The 16924-nt window shown below is 70.0% G+C and carries 20 protein-coding genes; 8 read left to right on the top strand and 12 right to left on the bottom strand.

Features of this window, described 5'->3' with window-relative positions; all coding sequences use genetic code 11:
* The first annotated feature begins 68 nt into the window (after positions 1-68).
* Positions 69-1157, top strand: coding sequence for a hypothetical protein (locus BLQ91_RS27025; protein WP_090101062.1), 1089 nt, complete (start codon positions 69-71; stop codon positions 1155-1157).
* On the opposite strand, the gene BLQ91_RS27020 is transcribed toward BLQ91_RS27025, so the two are convergent.
* Complete coding sequence (locus BLQ91_RS27020; protein ID WP_090101059.1) at positions 1138-1581, bottom strand: hypothetical protein; 444 nt, start codon at positions 1579-1581, stop codon at positions 1138-1140. The two genes, BLQ91_RS27025 and BLQ91_RS27020, sit on opposite strands and share 20 nt — an antisense overlap.
* 384 nt (positions 1582-1965) lie before the next feature.
* Positions 1966-2688: a helix-turn-helix domain-containing protein gene (locus BLQ91_RS27015; protein ID WP_090101057.1), complete on the bottom strand. Its 723-nt coding sequence runs from the start codon at positions 2686-2688 to the stop codon at positions 1966-1968.
* Between the two features lie 69 nt (positions 2689-2757).
* On the opposite strand from BLQ91_RS27015, the gene BLQ91_RS27010 reads away from it, so the two are divergent.
* Entirely contained in the window at positions 2758-3690 is a 933-nt protein-coding gene (locus BLQ91_RS27010) for an aldo/keto reductase (protein ID WP_176959973.1), read from the top strand.
* Here BLQ91_RS27010 and BLQ91_RS27005 read toward each other — a convergent pair.
* From BLQ91_RS27005 to BLQ91_RS26995, 3 genes are all read right to left on the bottom strand, one after another.
* A complete protein-coding gene (locus tag BLQ91_RS27005; protein ID WP_090101055.1) occupies positions 3683-3895 on the bottom strand; it encodes a DUF5703 family protein in 213 nt (70 codons plus the stop codon). The genes BLQ91_RS27010 and BLQ91_RS27005 overlap by 8 nt on opposite strands.
* Positions 3892-4611, bottom strand: coding sequence for a YncE family protein (locus BLQ91_RS43840; RefSeq protein WP_425412544.1), 720 nt, complete (start codon positions 4609-4611; stop codon positions 3892-3894). Before BLQ91_RS43840 ends, BLQ91_RS27005 begins: the two co-directional genes overlap by 4 nt.
* 128 nt (positions 4612-4739) lie before the next feature.
* Entirely contained in the window at positions 4740-5705 is a 966-nt protein-coding gene (locus tag BLQ91_RS26995; RefSeq protein ID WP_176959972.1) for an aldo/keto reductase, read from the bottom strand.
* 72 nt (positions 5706-5777) lie between these two features.
* Between BLQ91_RS26995 and BLQ91_RS26990 the strand changes: the two genes are divergently transcribed.
* Genes BLQ91_RS26990 through BLQ91_RS26980 form a run of 3 tightly spaced genes read left to right on the top strand, consistent with a single transcriptional unit; the run spans position 5778 to position 8354 of the window.
* Positions 5778-6827 (top strand): LLM class F420-dependent oxidoreductase, encoded by a 1050-nt coding sequence (locus tag BLQ91_RS26990; protein WP_090101053.1) that lies wholly within the window; start codon positions 5778-5780, stop codon positions 6825-6827.
* The gene (locus tag BLQ91_RS26985; RefSeq protein WP_090101051.1) at positions 6824-7651 is read left to right on the top strand and encodes an undecaprenyl-diphosphate phosphatase; all 828 of its coding nucleotides are present in this window, start codon (positions 6824-6826) and stop codon (positions 7649-7651) included. Before BLQ91_RS26990 ends, BLQ91_RS26985 begins: the two co-directional genes overlap by 4 nt.
* 10 nt (positions 7652-7661) lie before the next feature.
* Entirely contained in the window at positions 7662-8354 is a 693-nt protein-coding gene (locus BLQ91_RS26980; RefSeq protein ID WP_176959971.1) for a histidine phosphatase family protein, read from the top strand.
* Here the strand turns inward: BLQ91_RS26980 and BLQ91_RS26975 are convergent.
* Entirely contained in the window at positions 8326-9504 is a 1179-nt protein-coding gene (locus tag BLQ91_RS26975) for an RNA polymerase sigma factor (protein WP_090101049.1), read from the bottom strand. The genes BLQ91_RS26980 and BLQ91_RS26975 overlap by 29 nt on opposite strands.
* Positions 9501-9875: a YciI family protein gene (locus BLQ91_RS26970; RefSeq protein ID WP_090101047.1), complete on the bottom strand. Its 375-nt coding sequence runs from the start codon at positions 9873-9875 to the stop codon at positions 9501-9503. Before BLQ91_RS26970 ends, BLQ91_RS26975 begins: the two co-directional genes overlap by 4 nt.
* A 123-nt stretch (positions 9876-9998) precedes the next feature.
* Here BLQ91_RS26970 and BLQ91_RS26965 point away from each other — a divergent pair, with 123 nt between their 5' ends.
* Complete coding sequence (locus tag BLQ91_RS26965; RefSeq protein WP_090101045.1) at positions 9999-10448, top strand: YybH family protein; 450 nt, start codon at positions 9999-10001, stop codon at positions 10446-10448.
* 417 nt (positions 10449-10865) lie between these two features.
* Here BLQ91_RS26965 and BLQ91_RS26960 read toward each other — a convergent pair whose 3' ends face one another.
* The 3 genes from BLQ91_RS26960 to BLQ91_RS26950 all read right to left on the bottom strand — a co-directional run bounded on the left by BLQ91_RS26960 (position 10866) and on the right by BLQ91_RS26950 (position 13592).
* Complete coding sequence (locus BLQ91_RS26960) at positions 10866-11984, bottom strand: site-specific integrase (protein WP_245733830.1); 1119 nt, start codon at positions 11982-11984, stop codon at positions 10866-10868.
* Complete coding sequence (locus BLQ91_RS26955) at positions 11981-13027, bottom strand: threonine aldolase family protein (RefSeq protein WP_090101043.1); 1047 nt, start codon at positions 13025-13027, stop codon at positions 11981-11983. The genes BLQ91_RS26960 and BLQ91_RS26955 overlap by 4 nt, the downstream gene beginning before the upstream one ends.
* Positions 13028-13220: 193 nt before the next feature.
* Positions 13221-13592: a DUF4180 domain-containing protein gene (locus BLQ91_RS26950; RefSeq protein WP_090101041.1), complete on the bottom strand. Its 372-nt coding sequence runs from the start codon at positions 13590-13592 to the stop codon at positions 13221-13223.
* Between the two features lie 219 nt (positions 13593-13811).
* Here BLQ91_RS26950 and BLQ91_RS26945 point away from each other — a divergent pair, with 219 nt between their 5' ends.
* Together BLQ91_RS26945 and add are read left to right on the top strand one after the other, a co-directional pair.
* Positions 13812-14627 (top strand): alpha/beta hydrolase, encoded by an 816-nt coding sequence (locus BLQ91_RS26945; RefSeq protein WP_245733829.1) that lies wholly within the window; start codon positions 13812-13814, stop codon positions 14625-14627.
* Positions 14628-14735: 108 nt separating this feature from the next.
* Positions 14736-15713: an adenosine deaminase gene (gene add / locus BLQ91_RS26940; protein WP_090101039.1), complete on the top strand. Its 978-nt coding sequence runs from the start codon at positions 14736-14738 to the stop codon at positions 15711-15713.
* Here add and BLQ91_RS26935 read toward each other — a convergent pair.
* Positions 15680-16006, bottom strand: coding sequence for a hypothetical protein (locus tag BLQ91_RS26935; RefSeq protein WP_090101037.1), 327 nt, complete (start codon positions 16004-16006; stop codon positions 15680-15682). The two genes, add and BLQ91_RS26935, sit on opposite strands and share 34 nt — an antisense overlap.
* Positions 16006-16566 (bottom strand): DUF4240 domain-containing protein, encoded by a 561-nt coding sequence (locus BLQ91_RS26930; protein ID WP_176959969.1) that lies wholly within the window; start codon positions 16564-16566, stop codon positions 16006-16008. The genes BLQ91_RS26935 and BLQ91_RS26930 overlap by 1 nt, the downstream gene beginning before the upstream one ends.
* Positions 16567-16924 lie beyond the last annotated feature (358 nt).

Genomic DNA, 16924 nt, shown 5'->3' with positions numbered 1-16924 from the left:
GGTGCCCCGGTGGAGGAGGATCAGCCGGCGCGAATCGAGCGCCCCGCCGCACTGATCGTGGAGGACCGGTGCAGTACCTGGAACCGCGGACGGACCTGCCCGCGAAGGACGACTGGTCCACCGGCCTGATCCTGCAGGACCTGCGCTGGGGTGCGAAGGCTCTCGGCGGCATCGCGCTCGTGGCGGCGGGCGGGGCGGTGACGTGCTGGTTCCTGCCGTCGTCGCCCGGCAACACCGGTGCGTTGGTGGTCTTGGCGGTGGTCGCGCTGCTGTGCGCGCTCGGGCCGTTAATGTACCGGTCGGAGACGAAGGCCGAGCGGCGGGGACTGCTGGAGCGGCCGTGGCGGCGCGTCCCGGCGTGGGTGGCGGAGGACCAGCAGGACGCGACCGACCGCCTGCTGCTCGACGGCTTGGTGCTCAAGGGCTGGTTCGAGGACCTGCCGGACATGGTGCTGCACCGGCAGGAGGTCTTCGTCTGCGGACCTGACGCCGGTGGCAGGGCGGTCGTCCGGGTCGCCGGGTTCGCCAAGATGGCCAACGCCAAGGTGGACGCGGGGGAGTACCCGGCGCGCGAACCCGAGGAGCGGCCGCTCGGCCGGCCGCTGGACGACCCCGCGACCGCGAAGGCCTGCGGAGGTCTGCGGTGGGGAGTCAGGTCGTGGCTGTGGTCGGCGGTGCCCGCGGGGCTCGGCGGCCTGGTGGTGGCGCTGAGCCTGTTCCCGCTGGCGCCGGCCGGACTGGTGGTCGGCGGCCTCGTCCTGGTGGCAGGGTTGCTGGGCGTTCCGACGGCGGTCGAGATCAGCCGCTGGTACCGGGACGCGGTGAGGGCGGTGGAGAACTCGGCGCAGTGGACACCGGTGCCGATCACGCTGTTCCCGTGGCAGCCCAACCAGCACGTCGCCGGGCTGGCGGAGATGCCCGGCGGACTCGCGCTGGTGCAGTTCGTGATCCCGGACCTGCACGTCGTGGCGAACATCGCCGACACGGGTGTCATGTGGATCGCCGGCACGCACGGCGACGTGATCGCGGTGGGGGTGCCGAGGGTGCCGGTGCTGACGTTCGCCGCGGTCCAACCGGATCGGGACGTCCCGGAGGAAGACCCGATCCCGTGGATCCAGCGGCTGCGCCAGCCCGACTTCAGCGGCCTGCCGCGGTAGACCGGCGCCGTCCCGGCGGGCGGCCGAAGAGCCGCACGTGCTCGTCGACCAGCCAGTCCTTGAGCGGCGCCCACTCCGGGTGGTGGTTGAGGACCAGCAACCGGTGCATCCACCAGTTCTGGTCGTCGTGGCGGGGGAACGCGGCGAGCCACGCGGCCCTGTCCTCCGCCGGCAGTCCCCAGAGGTGCTGGAGCTGACCTTCGGCGTCCGTGTCGAGCTGGGCGGTGACCTTGCCGTCCTCGGTGTGCCATTCCGCGCGCAGCTCGCGCAGGACGGCTATGGCGCGTTCGTCTCCTTCGTCAGCCGTGACCACGACTGTGTGCAGACCCTGCGCCGCGGCTTGCGCGAGCAGGGCTCTGGTGGACGTTTCGTCGTGCGGCAGTGCGCTGTGAGCGACCCCGACTTCGTGCGGCACGAGCTCCATGACCCCGAATCTGATCACATCTGCAACAAGTTCGGCGAATTTTATTGTTTCAGTGTTGACTGATGAGTCATCGACCTCACCTGAAGTTCCCGCTGTTGCGTGCACGTTGTCGTAAGGCGCTCAGGCATCGACATCTCACAACGTTTCCGCACTACAAAGGCAGCGGAGGGGAAAGGTGAGGGGTGTTGTTCAGCAGAGTGGTCTCGGCTCGACGCCGGGGGAGTGGTGCTCCCCATGACGAGTGGACAGGTGCGCCGTCGTAGTGGCGCACACGCGGTCCCCGCGCCGGCCGCGTCGAGGTCCCCATGCGGTCGGCGCGTAGGCCACTTCGTAGGTCGCGCCGGCCGCGTCGAGGGTCCATCGATTACTACTATCTCTATAACTTCAGTGTTGACTAAAATAAACAATCAACCGGTTCTCGCCCCCACCAGACAGGTACGCAGTCTCGAAGGCAACCAGGAAAGCGCCCCAGCGTTCGGTCCCGGTAGCGGGCGGCAGGGCGCCGACGGCGTCATAACGGCTGGTGAAGGCCTCGCCGACGGTGATGGAGAGTTCGAACGCGAGCGTGCTCGCCGCGTGGTCGCCGAGGTCCGCCGCCGCCCGGAGAGCGGCGGCGCGGTCGTGCGCGACCTGTTCCCAGTCGGGGTAGTGGGCTTTCCCTGCAGGGCTGAAGGCGAAGCGGACGACGTTGCGCTCGTCGCCGAGGCCGGAGATCGTGCGGAACGTCTCGGTGCACGCGAGGACGTCACCGGCCGGGTCGAGCACGGCGGCCGCGGTGGGCGCGAGAGCGTCGAGCAGTGCCTGGACGGTGGGCCGCAGCGGTGGTGGCGGGGGAGGGGCGCAGGTGCTGCCGGCCTTGACGAGGCGGTACAGGTGGATCCGTTCGTCCGCGGTCATCCCGAGCGCGTCGGCCAGGGCGGCGAGGACCTGGCCGGAGGGGGAGCGGTCGGTGCCGCGCTCGAGGCGGGTGAGGTACTCGACGCTGATGCCGGCGCGGTCGGCGAGCTCGCCGCGGCGCAGGCCGGGGGTGCGGCGGCGTTCGGTGGTGGGAGGTGCGGTGGCTTCGCGGCGGGCGCGCAGGAACCGGCCCAGTGCGTTGTCGGCCATGATCGGCGAGTCTAGGGGGACCCTGAGCGGGCCTCCCTGCGTCCGGCCCGCGCGGTGATGCTGTGGATCATGCGATACCGACTGTTCGGCCGGACCGGCCTGCGCGTGTCCGAGGTGCTGCTGGGCACCATGACGTTGCGTTCGGAGGACCTCGCCCGTCGCGTGGTCGACACCTACGCCGAGGCCGGCGGCAACTTCCTCGACACCGCCTCGGCCTACGGCGAGAGCGAGGAGGTGCTCGGAGCCGTGCTGGGGCGGCGGGACCGGTTCGTGCTGGCGACGAAGTACGCGTTGTCGCGTGACGCCCGGGACCCGAACGCGGGCGGGAACCACCGCAAGAACCTGGTGGGGTCGCTGGAGCGGTCGTTGCGGCGGTTGCGGACTGACCACGTGGACGTGCTGTGGGTGCACCTGTGGGACCGGCACACGCCGGTCGAGGAGACGATGCGGGCGCTGGACGACCTGGTGCGGGCGGGGAAGGTGCTCTACGTCGGGGTGTCGGACGCGCCGGCGTGGTTCGTGGCACGGGCGAACACGCTGGCGGAGTGGCGGGACTGGACGGCGTTCTCGGGGTTGCAGGTGCCGTACAACCTGCTGCGGCGCGACGTGGAGCGGGAGCTGCTGCCGATGGCGTCGGCTCTGGGGCTGACGGTGGCGGCGTGGGCGCCGTTGGCGGCGGGGAAGCTCTCGGGTGGCACGCAGCGGTCGGGGCGGCTGACCGAGGGGGAGGAGCGCGTGGCGCTGGCCGTGCGGGAGGTCGCGGACGAGCTGGGGACGACGCCGGCTCGGGTGGCTCTGGCGTGGGTGCGCTTACGCGGGGTGTTGCCGCTGGTGGGGGCGCGGACGCCGGAGCAGGTGCGGGACTGCCTGGGCGAGGTGGTGCTGCCGCCGGAAGCGGTCGCGCGCCTGGAGGCGGCGGCCCCGTTTGAGCGGGGCTTTCCGGCGGACTTCATCGCGGAGTGCGAGCCCTCCGCGTTCGGTGACGTGGTCGTCGTCAGGTGATGAGGCCGGGCACCAGGGAGGGCTGGCGCTTGCGGCGGAGCCAGACCTTGCGGGAGCCGTCGCCGTAGAGCAGCGTGCGGGAGAGCTCCCAGCCCGCGAACTCGGCGTGGATGGCCAGCTGCGTGGCCGCGGTGCGGCGGGAGATGCCGGGCGGCAGACGCAGCGGCCGGTACTCCCAGTCTCCGTCGATCACCCCTTCGTTCATGGCGAGATCACCTGTACCCCTCCGTTGTCGCCGGACGTGACCGTGACCCGTCCGGATTCCTGGTCGACGCTGACGGTGTTGGGCTGGCGCACGGTGGGGAACCGGTGCTTCTCGGTCGGTTCGCCACCGGCGACGTTCAGCCCGACGACCTCGTTGCGCTCGGTGAGCGTGACCCACGCGATGTCGCGCTTGCCGTCGTAGGCGATGCCGTAGGGCGTGCCGGGCAGGGGGTAGCGCTGCCGCATGATCAGCGGGTTGACCGAGAACGCGATGAACTCGCCGCCGCGGGTGTCGACGACGAGCAGGCGGCCGTAGCGGTCGGGGACGCCGTTGGTGGCGCCGTCACCCGCGCGCAGGCCGGCGCCGCGGTTCGGTGCGCCCTTGTCGTCGGTGGTCATCTCGAAGACCGCGCTGCGCAGCCTGTCCAGTTCGACGTTGCGGCCGTTGACCTGGAACTTCTGCGTGGTGTCGCCCTCGGTGAACGTGCCGCCGGGCGTGATCTCGCCGGGCGGGGTGCCGTTCTGGGCGGGGGAGAGGGCGGGCTTCGCGGCTTCGAGGACTTCGGCGACCTGCAGCGGGTCCTGCGTCCCCTCGCTCTGGCCGCACGCCGTCAGCGTGGCGGTGGTCAAGATCAGAGCAGCGAGCCGGCGCAAGATCGGGTCCTCCTGGAGCACGTCGTGGACTTCCAGGATCCACGACGTTCGGCCGGAGGTCACGCAAGGGGTGGGGTGAAACTCGCCGCGAGAGTCTGTTGTTTATCTCTATAATTTCAGTGTCGACCAAAATCAAACATCGACAGTGGTTACCCGACAGAAAACGAACCGAACAAAAACACGCCGAGAGCTCAGGGCATCGGGCGTTCGGGGTAGCCGAGTTCGATGGCGCTGACGTCGTCGAGGGCGGCCCGGATGGCCGGGGGCAAGGTGAGCTGCTCGGTCTCGAGCGAGGCGAGGAGCTGGTTGGTGTCGCGGGCGCCGACGACGGGGGCGACGACGCCGGGGCGGTCGCGGACCCAGGCGAGGGCGACGCACAGCGCGGAGGTGCCGAGTCCTTCGGCGGCGGTGGCGACGGCCTGGACGATGCGGGCGGCGCGGTCGTTGCGGTGTTGTTCGACGTAGCCGGCGAAGTGGGCGGAGGCGCCGCGGGAGTCGGCGGGGGTGCCGTTGCGGTACTTGCCGGTCAGCACGCCGCGGCCGAGGGGTGCCCACGGGAGGAGTCCGAGGCCGTGGTGCTGGGCGGCGGGGGCGACTTCGCGTTCGATGCCGCGTTCGAGCAGGGAGTACTCGACCTGGGTGGAGATGAGGGGGTGGGTCGAGGGGGTCATGGCGGCGGTGGCGAGCTGCCAGCCGCTGTAGTTGGAGATGCCGGCGTAGCGGACTTTGCCGGAGGTGATGGCGTGGTCGACGGCGGAGAGGGTTTCCTCGACGGGGACGTGGGCGTCCCAGGCGTGCAGTTGCCACAGGTCGACGTGGTCGACGCCGATGCGGCGCAGGGATCCGTCCAGTGCGGACAGCAGGGCGCCGCGGGAGGCGCCGCCGCCGAAGGGGCCTTCGGTGCGGCGGGCGACGGCTTTGGTGGCGAGGACGAGTTGGTCGCGGGGGACGATTTCGCCGAGGAGGCCGCCGAGGATGCGTTCGGCTTCGCCTTCGGAGTAGACGTCGGCGGTGTCGACGAGGGTGCCGCCGGCGTCGGCGAAGGCCATGAGCTGGGTTGCTGCCTCGTCCGCGTCGGTGTCGCGGCCCCACGTCATCGTGCCCAGCGCGGTCCTGGAGACGCGGAGGCCGCTGCGGCCGAGGTATCGCTGTTCCACGTGCGCGATGCTAAGGGGTGATCATCGTGTGAGCCTGGCAATCGGTGTTACTGACCGGTAGGGTCTTGCTGCGTGAAGCTCGGATTGAACCTCGGATACTGGGGCGCCGGCAACGACGCCGCGAACCTTGAGCTGGCCAAAGAGGCCGACCGGCTCGGCTTTTCGGTGGTGTGGGCCGCGGAGGCCTACGGTTCCGACGCGCCGACGGTGCTCGCGTGGGTGGCCGCGCAGACCGAACGCATCGACGTCGGTAGCGCGATCTTCCAGATCCCGGCGCGGACGCCCGCGATGGCGGCGATGACGGCGGCCACTTTGGACACGTTGTCGGGTGGCCGGTTCCGGATGGGCCTGGGTGTGTCGGGTCCGCAGGTGTCGGAGGGCTGGCACGGTGTGCGGTTCGACAAGCCGCTGGCGCGCACGCGTGAGTACGTGGAGATCGTGAAGCGGGCTTTGACGCGGGAGAAGCTGCGTTTCGAGGGTGAGCACTACACGTTGCCGTTGCCGGATGGTCCTGGCAAGGCGTTGCAGCTGACGGTGCACCCGGTGCGGGAGCAGATCCCGATCTACCTGGCGGCGGTGGGTCCGAAGAACCTGGAGCTGACGGGGGAGATCGCGGACGGGTGGCTGGCGATCTTCTTCTCGCCGGAGTTCTCGGCGGAGTCGCTGGCGTCGGTGAGGGCGGGCCGGGAGAAGGCCGGCAAGTCGATGGAGGGTTTCGACGTCGTTCCGACGATGCCGCTGGTCGTGGGGCAGGACTGGAAGGCGTGCGCTGACCCGGTTCGGGCGTACACGGCGTTGTACGTGGGCGGTATGGGGTCGCGCAAGCAGAATTTCTACAACAACCTGATGGTGCGGATGGGTTTTCCGGCTGAGGCGGAGGAGATCCAGGAGAAGTACCTGTCCCGGGACTACGCGGGTGCGATGGCGGCGATCCCGTTGGAGTTCCTGGACGCGACGGCGTTGCTGGGGTCGAAGGAGCGCATAGCAGACAAGATGAAGGCCCTTGCGGCGGCGGGGGTCACCACGTTGTCCGTTTCGCCGATGCTGCAAGATCTGGAGCAGGGGATCGCGGGCCTTCGCACCGCGGCCGAGGCTTTGGATCTGGCGGGAGTGGGTAGTTGAGCTGGTTGCAGGCTCTGGTCCTCGGACTGGTCCAAGGACTGACGGAATTCCTGCCGATTTCCAGCAGTGCGCACCTGCGCATCACGTCGACGCTGTTCTTCGGCAACGACGCGGGCGCTTCGTTCACCGCGGTGATCCAGCTGGGTACCGAGGTGGCGGTGCTGATCTACTTCGCCAAGGACATCGGGCGCTTCATCAGCGCCTGGTTCCGCGGCTTGTTCAACGCCGAGGCGCGCAAGGAGAAGGACTACCGGCTCGCCTGGTACGTGATCATCGGTTCGGTGCCGATCTCGGTTCTGGGGTATCTGCTGAAGGACGAGATCCGGACGTCGGCGCGGAACCTGTGGATCACGGCGACGATGCTGATCGTGTTCGGTCTGCTGCTGGGTTTGGCGGATCACCTGGCGAAGCAGCAGCGTGACGAGTTGCGGATGAAGGACGCGGTCGGGATGGGGCTGGCGCAGGCGCTGGCGCTCATTCCGGGCGTGTCCCGTTCGGGTGGGACGTTGACGGCGGGGTTGTTCCTGGGGCTGACGCGGGAGGCGGCGGCGCGGTATTCGTTCCTGCTGGCGATTCCGGCGGTGTTCGGGGCGGGGTTGTTCTCCATCCCGGATGTTCTGGAGCGGTCGGGTGAGGGTGTTCAGGCGTCGATTCCGCAGATGGTGGTGGCGACGCTGATCTCGTTCGTGGTGGGGTACGCGACGATCGCGTGGTTGCTGAGGTACGTGTCGAAGCATTCGTATTCGGCGTTCGTGTGGTACCGGATCATGTTGGGCATCGTGGTGATGGGGCTGCTGTCGATGGGGTTGTTGCAGCCGATCTAAGGTGGGTGGCGTGGCCACGGTGATCCTGCTCCGACATGCTCGTTCGACCGCCAACGGTTCCGGTGTGCTCGCCGGGAGATCGTTGGGTGTGGGGTTGGACGAGCGGGGGCGGGCGCAGGCGGCGGCTCTGGTGGGGCGTTTGAAGGACATTCCGGTCAGCGCGGTGGTGTCGTCTCCTCTGCAGCGGTGTGAGGAGACGTTGGCGCCGTTGCTGGCCGATCGTTCTTTGGAGGCGGTGGCGGAGCCGGATCTGTCCGAAGTGGACTACGGGGCGTGGACCGGCAAGGCGTTGAAGGACCTGTACGACGAGCCGTTGTGGAAGGTCGTGCAGCAGCATCCTTCCGCTGCCGTGTTCCCCGATGGTGAGGGTTTGGCGCATGTGCAGGCTCGTGCGGTGGCGGCGGTGCGGGCGCATGACGCCCGTATTTCCGAGGAGCACGGTCCTGGTGCTGTGTGGGTGTTGTGCTCGCACGGTGATGTGATCAAGGCGGTGCTGGCGGACGCGTTGGGTGTGCACCTGGACGGGTTCCAGCGGATCGTGGTGGATCCGTGTTCGATCTCGGTGGTGCAGTACACGCAGACGCGGCCGTTCGTGTTGCGGACCAACGACAACGGTGGGGATTTGTCGGGGGTGGTGCCGGTGGCGCCGCCGCAGGAGGAGCCGTCGTCGGACGCTACCGTGGGTGGCGCGACCGGGACCTGAGGTAGCGCTGTTCGGGTGCGCTCAGGGTGAGTTTCGCGGCTGTGTCGTATTCGGTTCGTGCTTCGTCGTGGTTGCCCTGCAGGTCCAGCAGGTGTGCTTTCACGGCGTGGACGCGGTGGTGGTCGAGTCGCAGGGTGGACAGTTGCTGTAGTGCCTGGTCGGGGCCGTGGACCATGGCGACGGCGACGATGCGGTTGAGCGCGACCATGGGGCCGGGTGCGGTGGCGGTGAGCAGTTCGTAGAGGCCGAGGATCTCGTGCCAGTCGGTGTCGTCGGCGGTTTTGGCGTCGGCGTGGACGGCGGCGATGGCGGCTTGCAGCTGGTAGGGGCCGATCCGGGCGGTTTGCAGGGCGTTGCGGATGAGGGTGGTGCCTTCGTCGATCGCTTGGTGGTCCCATCGGGTGCGGTCCTGCTCGGCGAGCGGGATGAGGGTGCCGTGGGCGTCGGTGCGGGCGGGGCGGCGGGCGTCGGTGAGCAGCATGAGGGCGAGCAGGCCGGTGAGTTCTCCGTCGTCGGGGCGTCGCCGGTGCAGCTGGCGGGTGAGTCTGATCGCTTCGGCGGTGAGGTCGACGCGGAGGAGGTCGTCGCCGGAGCTGGCGGTGGAGCCTTCGGTGAAGATCAGGTAGAGCACGTGCAGGACGGCGGTGAGGTCGTTCGGGGGCCGGAACTGCGCGCCGGACTGCTTGATCTTCTGTTTCGCGCGGCTGATGCGCTGGGCGATGGTGGTTTCGGGTACGAGGAACGCGCGGGCGATCTCCGCGGTGGTGAGGCCGCCGACCGCTCTGAGGGTGAGGGCGATCTGGGAGGCGGTGGTGAGGCTGTCGTGGCAGCACAGCGCGAGGATGGTGAGGGTGTCGTCGCGGGCGGGCACGGGGTCGGCCGGTGGGGGTGTGAGGGCGGCGGCCTTGTCCTCGCGGTGCCGGCGTGCGATCTCGGAGCGGTACTGCTCTATCCAGCGTCGTGAGGCGGCGGTGATGAGCCAGCCCTTCGGGTTGTCGGGGATGCCTTCGGCGGGCCACTGCCGGGTGGCGGCGAGCAGTGCTTCCTGCACGGCGTCCTCGCAGACGTCGAACTGGCCGTGACGGCGTAGGAGCACGCCGAGGACCTGCGGCGCCAACTGCCGCAGCAGGCCCTCGAGCGGTGTGGTCACAGGTCGTCCAGCATGGACATGTCCCAGACGGGCCGGACTTCGATGCCGTCGTTGTGGGCGTCGGGCAGTGTGGCGGCGTGGGCGATGACCTGGTCGATCGAGTCGGCTTCGACGAGGTAGAAGCCGGCGAGGTATTCCTTGGCCTCGGCGAACGGTCCGTCGGTGACGACGACCTCGCCGTTTTTGATGCTGACGCCCTTGCCGGTCTCGGGTCCGGGGAGGCCTTCGCTGACCACGAGTTCGCCGGAGGCGCGCAGCTTGTCGGTGAGGTCGTAGTGCGCCTTGCCGAACTGCGTCTGCTGTTCTTCGGTGAGCTTGTCCCACGCGGCCCGGGACTTCGGGTTGCTGTAGATGAGGATCAGGTACTTCACGTGCGGCCTCCCGGCTCAGGGGCTGGCTTGCGGAAATCTTCTCACCGCCATGTCGAGACCGCGGGCCGCGCTTCGACATCGGGGTGTCAGCCACTTTGCAGGCACTTCGACGGAGGTTGCGCGATGACGCAGACGCTGGTGCGGGACGAGACGGCGATCCTGGCGTTGTTCACCGAGCACGAGGAGGGGATGCGGCTGCGGTCGCCGGAGCGGATCGTCGCCCGGTACGCGCAGGACGCGGTGACGTGCACGCTGGCGCCGCCGCTGCGCAACACGGGGCTGGACGCGCGGGACGCGGAGGCGCTGGCGGGGTGGATGGCCGGGTTCACCGGGCCGATCACGCTGGAGCACCGCGACCTGGCGGTGGTGGTGTCCGGGGACGTGGCGTTCGTGCACGGGCTGGCGCGGCTGGCGGCGGTGCCGGTCGGCTACCCGGACGGGTTTTCGCTGTGGATGCGTGTCACGGTGGGGCTGCGGCGGCGAGAAGGGCGGTGGCTGGTGGTGCACGAGCACCAGTCGGTGCCGTTCCACATGGACGGCTCGTTCCTGGCGGCGACCGACCTGGAGCCCTGAGGGCCGTGCCGAGGTCCGGACCGTGCAGGGGGTCGGTCCGGACCTCGGCGTCTTGCGGGCGGCGGTGTTGCGGTGGCCTTGCCTCAGGGGAGGTCGTTGTGGCGTTACAGGGGTGCCGGGCCGACCTCCCGACCGTCGTCGCTGACCGGGCGTGGTGATCGTATTGCTCTCGGTGTGGCGGACCAGCCACTCCCATAATGCGAGATCTGTTCACGATTGTGGTCGCGTCGCTGGTCAGGACACCGCGATTTGTCCGAGGAGTGGGATAAAAGAGCAGCTCAGGGGGCCTGGAAACACGGTCGAAACGTACCGGCGCGTGCGTCCTTCCGGAGTAGCGCGCTGCTCTGTCCGGCGCGGCCCCATCGGCGGGGATCTTGTTTACAGTTAACTGCCCGCAGTGCGAGGTGAGTCACAGATTCACAGGCCCAGGCGGGTCACGGCGTTGTCCTCGAGCGGGTTCGCCGTGCGGATGTAGCGGTGCACCGTGCGCGGGTTGGTCCACCGGCCCTGCCGCATGATCTCCCGGTCGCTCGCCCCGCCCAGCGCCGCCTGCGTCGCGAACCCCGCCCGCAGCGAATGCCCGCCGAACAACTCCGGGTCCAGCCCGGCCCTGAGCGCGTAGCGCTTCACCAGTTCCGCCACCGCACGCCCCGACATCGCCTTCGTGCCGATGCCGCCGTGCCGGTTGATCACCGGGAACACCGCGCCCTGACGCGGTGCGGGCCGGTAGGAGTGGCAGCGGTGCAGCCCGGTCTCGCAGACCTCCCGCCCGTCGAGCACGTCGGCCCAGTCGGCGAACGCGCACACCGGGCACGTCGGCCGCCGACTGCCCCGCGGCAGCACCACCGACTGCTGGTGCCGGCCCGTCTGGTCGGTCTTCGTCGTGCCCAGCCTGATCAGCAGCAACGGCTCGTGCGTGCGCGGATCCACGTCCACCGTGACGTCGTCGAACTCGATGCCCGCCAGCTCGCTGCGCCGCAACGCCCCCGCGAACCCCACCAGCAGCAGCAACGCGTCCCGCGCCCGAGCGGGTCCTTCCTGCGGCCGTTCGTCCAGCAGCGCTTGCAGGGTGTCGAGCAGCACCGGCCGCTTGCGCCGCGGCGCCGCCTTGCGCGTGCGCCGGATACCCCGCAGCGTCAGCCGCACGACGTCGCTGCGCGTCGGGCTCGGCAACCCGTTGGCCGCGTGCACCGCCGAGATCGCCGCCGACTTCCGCTCCAGCGTCGAGGCCCCGAACGCGGGCGACCCGTCCGGCTTCACCGTGTCCGCCGCGGCCGCCAGGTACACCGCCACGTCCAGAGGATCCGCCGGCAACGCCTGCCTGCCCTCCGCCTGGCACCACCCGGCCCACGCGATCCAGTCCGACCGGTACGCCCGCACCGTGTTCGGCGACTGCGCGCTGCGCAGGTAGCCGCTCAGCGACGCCGCCTGCTCGTCGTCGAACCGCTCCCGCACCCGCGCGAGGGCCTCGGTGTCGATCAGCACCGAGTGCGACACCCTGACCAGCGCGTGCTGGACCGGTTCAGGCAGGCTCACACCCGCGATGGTAGCCCTCTGATCAACTCCGCCACCTCTCCCGGCGTGAACTCCAGCCCGCTGATCCCCACGCTCACCTCGAAGCTGCACCGGGCCGGGTCCGGGTTGGACCGCGCGTAGAGGAACAGCTTGGTGCCGGTCTCGTTCCGCAGGTTCTCGGCCGCGCGCTGGGCGTCGTGACGCGACATCGGCAGGTGGACGTGGAACAGGGGAGTGCTCGGTACTTCCGGCGTGGTGTGGGCGAAGCCGTCGTCGTTGACGGCCTTCGCGATCGCCCGCGCGTGGTCGCGGAACTCGGTCATCCTGGGCAGGTTCGCCTCCAGGCCCATCAGCGCGATCGCCGCCAGCGGCCAGGCGTCCGGGATCGCGCCGCCGAGCCTGCGGCGCCACACGGCGGCCTGCCCGATCGTGTCCTCGTCTCCCGCGAGCACGGCACCCCTGGTGCCTTCCAGTCCCTTGTAGAGCGACACGTAGACCGTGTCGAACAAGCCGGCCAGCTGGTCCAGTGACGCGTCGTAGCCGGTGTGGGCTTCCCACAGCCGTGCTCCGTCGCAATGCGCGGCGGCGCCGTGGTCTCTGGTCCAGCCGGTCTGCTCCCGCAGGTCTTCGAAGGTGGGCAGCAGGCCGCCGATGTCGCGTTGTGGCAGTTCGAACACCACCGCGGCCAGGGGTTCGTGCACCGCTTGCAGGTCTTCGAGCGTGAACAGCTCGTTGCGGTCGCCCACCGGGTGGAACCGCAGGCCGTGCACGGCGTTGTAGCCCTGGTTCTCCCAGACGTGCAGATGTGTCTGCGGATGGCCCGCGAACGCCCTTCTGCCTGTGCGTTCCGCGTGGACTCTCAGCGCTGTCTGCTGCGCCATCGTCCCTGTCGGGAAGAACAGCGCCGCGGGTTTGCCCAGCAGCGCGGCGATCCGTGATTCCAGCTCCCGCACCGGATCCGCCGGGGCGGTGTCCGGCGAGAGGTACTCGGCCAAGCGGCGCGCGACTTCGTGAGGTGAGCGGCGCGGGCCGCTGTGGTGGGAGAGCGAACGACGGAGATCCATGACCGTCAGACTAGCTATTGCCACAATATTGCAATAGGGCCGTTTGACGTGATCGGCACGCTGTCGCCGTGGAGGAGGTCTCGCAGCTCGAGGACGGCTGCATGGCTGCGCCCGACCGTCTTCGAGCTCCGGTCGGGCGCAGGAGGGGGTGATCGGGGTATTCGAGGTACGCGATGCTTTCGCGGCGGACGGGCTATGCGGCGGCGCTCAGCCGTGCGTCCAGTTCGGCCTCGTCCCGCACGAACCACAACTGCCGGCCCTTGTCCGACTCGTAGACGAAGTCGCGCAACGCCGAGCTCGCCGCCACCTGCACCGAGATGTCACCCAGCACCACGACCCGGAACCCGTACTGCTGCAGCTTCTGCACCACCGCGCCCGCCACCCGCGTGCGCAACACGAAGAAGTCCTCGGTCAGCCGCGCCACCGGCAGCACGATCCACTGCACGTCCTGGCCCCACAACGTGCCGATCAGGTCCACAGCGGACTGCTCGTCGGCGATCGGCGGACCGTCCGGGGCACACATGAGAACCGTCGCGCCGTGGCGCGTCTGCACAACATCAGGCATGGCACGGAAACCTAACGGCGTCCCCAGCCCGGTGTCGCCCCAATTCCGGCGCGGCGGGTGATCACGGCTTGCTGAGATCGCCGCACGCGATCGGCCCGAGGAGGTGAGACCCATCAACGCGATCGACCCGGATGGGCGCTCCTCCTCGCAGCCGGCCTGACGTCTCGGCACACGTCGCCGCGGGAGCGCTCCGGCACCTTCCCGAAAGGCGACCCGACCATGACTTCCGCAACCTTGCGTTTCACCTCCGCCACGACGCTTCCCGACGGCGTCACCGAACGCGGCTTCGTCCACCCCGGCGCCGATGGCGAGGTTCCCGGCGTTCTCTGGACCCCAGCAGGCACGCCCACCGGACTCGTGCTCAGCGCGCACGGCGGCGGCCAGCACAAACGCGCCCCCGGCATCGTCGACCGCGCGCTGCGGTGCGCCGCGGCGGGGTTGGCGGTGATCGCGCTCGACGCGCCCGGCCACGGTGATCGGGCCCGCACGGCCGACGACGAGCGGTTCGCGGGCGAAATCCGATCGCGGATCGCGGACGGGCACGACGTGGCCGCGGTCGTCGCCTCCTACAACGCCTTGCTCGCGGAACGGGCCGTGCCGGAGTGGCGGGCGGTGCTCGACCCGGTGCCGGGGTTGCCGGGGATCGGCGGTGAGGTGCCGGTCGGGTTCTGGGGTGTGTCGATGGGCAGCGCGGCCGGGATTGCGCTGGTCGCGTCCGAGAAGCGGATGCGGGCCGCCGTGTTCGGGCTCATCGGGGTGACGGCCGGGCTGGCGTCGGCTGCCGCTCGGGTGACGGTGCCGGTGCGGTTCCTGCTGCAGTGGGACGACCGGCTCGTGGCCCGGGACGCGGGGCTCGCGATGTTCGACGCTTCGCCTCAACGCACAAGACCCTGCACGCCAACCCGGGCGGCCACGGCGACGTGCCGGCCTTCGAGCTCGACAGCGCCGCCGCCTTCCTGGCCTGACACCGCTCGACCTCGTGGCCCGGGGGCCGGTCCCGGACTTCCGGTCCTCGGCTCCGGGTCTCGGGCCTGACGCCGGTCCTCCTGCAGCGAATCCGGACGACGATCACCCGTTCGAGTGGGTCCCGGGGGTCGGAAAATCTCGCGCGCCCCGAAGAGTGGCTGGGTAGCGTCGGCGGTCATGCGTGATCTTGTGGCGTTGCCCAAGGCCCATCTGCACGTGCACCTGGAGAGCACCGTGCTGCCGGGGACCGTGGCCGAGCTCGCCGAGACGTACGGCGTCGAGGTGCCGGCGGCGCCTGGTGGGGTGTTCGAGGGGTTCGCGCAGTTCGCCGCGCACAACGGGGCCGTGCGGGACTGCCTGCGGCGAGCCGAGGACTTCCACCGGATCGCGTACGAGTTCTGCGCCGAGGAAGCAGCGCAGGGGACCCGGTACGCCGAGGTGACGTTCACCGCGGCAGCGCACGGGGAACGGCTCGGGGATCCGGACATGCCGCTCGAGGCGATGTTGTCCGGGCTCGCCGCAGGACAGGCCGCCCACGGCATCGAATGCCGTGTGATCGTGGACCACCCCAGGAAGCGGTCGGTCGAACGGTTCGAGGCCTCGCTCCGGCTCGCGCTCGCGCACCCGCAGGTGGTGGCGATCGGCACCGCCGGCGCCGAGGACTACCCGCTCACGCCCTTCGCCGCGGTGTTCCGGGCGGCTCGCGAGGCGGGTGTCGGGCTCGTGCACCACGCCGGGGAGTGCTGCGGGGCACCGAGTGTCGCCGAAGCCGTGACCGTCGGGCTCGCCGACCGGATCGGGCACGGGTTCCGGGCGCTCGACGACCCGGAAGTCGTCGCGCTGCTGCGGGACCGCGCCATACCGCTCGAAGCGTGTCCGTCGTCCAACGTCGCTCTGGGACTGGTCGAGTCCGTCTCCTCTCATCCGTTGCCACTGCTCATGGACGCCGGGCTGACCGTCACGCTCAGCACCGACATCCCCGCCTCCACCGGCACCACGCTCACCGACGAGTACCGGCTGCTGCGCCACGAGCTCGGTTTCGGCGACGACACGCTCGCGCTCATCGCCGCCAACGCCGTCGACGCCTCTTTCGCGCCCGAGGACACGAAAGCCCTGCTGCGTCAGGACATCGCCTCCTGGCGGGCCGGCTCGTAACACACCAGACCGTGCTTGTGCGCCAGCAGCTCCACCAGGTCCAGCACCCGGCGCTGCTCCGGCCACACCACGTGCACGATCACCGCGTCCACCCCCACCGTCAGCGCCTCGTCCCACGAGACCGGCGACGACGGATCAGGCGAGGTCTGCTTCAGCTCGCGCACGAACGCCGCCACCGACGGCTCGAACGCGCCCAGCGTCGAGGCACGCAACTCCGCGTACCGGGCCGCCGCCTCCGGGAAGGACGCCGGACCGGGAGCCCGCCACACCACCACGTCGACCGGCACGTCCATCACGCCACCTTCCCGAACAACGCACCCAACCGCGGAACCCGCGCCGAGATCTCCGCCGGATCGGCGAAGTCCCACTGCTCACCCGCCGGATCAGGCGACACCAGCACCTGCAGCCCGCGCGACTCCAACTCCGACTCCAGATCGCCGTCGAACGCCTCGGCCGCCACGTAGTCGAGGCCCTCCCAGTCCGGCCACTCCTCGTCCGCCCACGCGTGCACGCCACCGCGCGACGCCAGGTACCGCACGTGCGGAAGATCAGCCAGCGCGTCCGGCGAGGCCGCGACCGCCTCGAACACCGCACGCCCCTGACCCACCAGCCACGCCTGGAAGTAGAAGAACCCGTCGTCCGAGCACAACCCGCCGCAGATCAGATCCGCCGCGTGCCAGTGCGCCCACGTGTCGACCCGGCGACGCACCTCGTCGAGCCGCATCGCGAACTCCACCACCTCGTCCGCGGGCAGCGCGGCCACGGCGGCGGTCAGCCGCTCCAGCCGATCGTCCTGATCGGAGGCCTCCGCACCAGAGGACTCGACCAGGACCCAGAACGCGTTCAGGTCCATGCCGAGCACGGTAGCGAGGGGGTCTGACAATTTTCGGATGGACGGCATCGGCGCAGGTCAGAGGGCCGGAACGCAGCCGCGGCAGGCTGGGAAGAGGCAGGCCGCGACGGCGGGTGGGTGAGGAAGCCAGCCGGGAAGGGCAGGCGGGGACGGGTGGGTAGGCGTCTGAGGTGGGTGGAGGTCGAACGCAGGAGTCCGTGGAGTCGGCGATCTCACCCGCGGGCACCGGACCACACCGCCGCTCGCCGCGTTTCTCCAGGTCAGAGACCTGTGTGAGATCGGCGGCGATCAACTCCCGAAAGCCGTCCACGGCCGTGCGCCCACGCCGGCCACAGGGTCCGGCGGTTATTGACGCGAA

The sequence above is a fragment of the Lentzea jiangxiensis genome (genome assembly GCF_900104175.1).
In the GTDB taxonomy this organism is placed as follows: domain Bacteria; phylum Actinomycetota; class Actinomycetes; order Mycobacteriales; family Pseudonocardiaceae; genus Lentzea; species Lentzea jiangxiensis.
The sequence above is the reverse complement of the archived record's forward strand: the minus strand, read 5'-3'. Positions and strand labels throughout refer to the sequence as shown.

What these genes read in the sequence shown, in the direction of transcription:
- BLQ91_RS27005 (WP_090101055.1), bottom strand. Translation starts at nt 3,895, where the DNA reads ATGAACGAAGGGGTGATCGACGGAGACTGGGAGTACCGGCCGCTGCGT.
- BLQ91_RS26930 (WP_176959969.1), bottom strand. Translation starts at nt 16,566, where the DNA reads ATGGACCTGAACGCGTTCTGGGTCCTGGTCGAGTCCTCTGGTGCGGAG.
- BLQ91_RS26950 (WP_090101041.1), bottom strand. Translation starts at nt 13,592, where the DNA reads ATGCCTGATGTTGTGCAGACGCGCCACGGCGCGACGGTTCTCATGTGT.
- add (WP_090101039.1), top strand. Translation starts at nt 14,736, where the DNA reads ATGCGTGATCTTGTGGCGTTGCCCAAGGCCCATCTGCACGTGCACCTG.
- BLQ91_RS26935 (WP_090101037.1), bottom strand. Translation starts at nt 16,006, where the DNA reads ATGGACGTGCCGGTCGACGTGGTGGTGTGGCGGGCTCCCGGTCCGGCG.
- BLQ91_RS26965 (WP_090101045.1), top strand. Translation starts at nt 9,999, where the DNA reads ATGACGCAGACGCTGGTGCGGGACGAGACGGCGATCCTGGCGTTGTTC.
- BLQ91_RS27020 (WP_090101059.1), bottom strand. Translation starts at nt 1,581, where the DNA reads ATGGAGCTCGTGCCGCACGAAGTCGGGGTCGCTCACAGCGCACTGCCG.
- BLQ91_RS26945 (WP_245733829.1), top strand. Translation starts at nt 13,812, where the DNA reads ATGACTTCCGCAACCTTGCGTTTCACCTCCGCCACGACGCTTCCCGAC.
- BLQ91_RS27010 (WP_176959973.1), top strand. Translation starts at nt 2,758, where the DNA reads ATGCGATACCGACTGTTCGGCCGGACCGGCCTGCGCGTGTCCGAGGTG.
- BLQ91_RS26955 (WP_090101043.1), bottom strand. Translation starts at nt 13,027, where the DNA reads ATGGATCTCCGTCGTTCGCTCTCCCACCACAGCGGCCCGCGCCGCTCA.
- BLQ91_RS27015 (WP_090101057.1), bottom strand. Translation starts at nt 2,688, where the DNA reads ATGGCCGACAACGCACTGGGCCGGTTCCTGCGCGCCCGCCGCGAAGCC.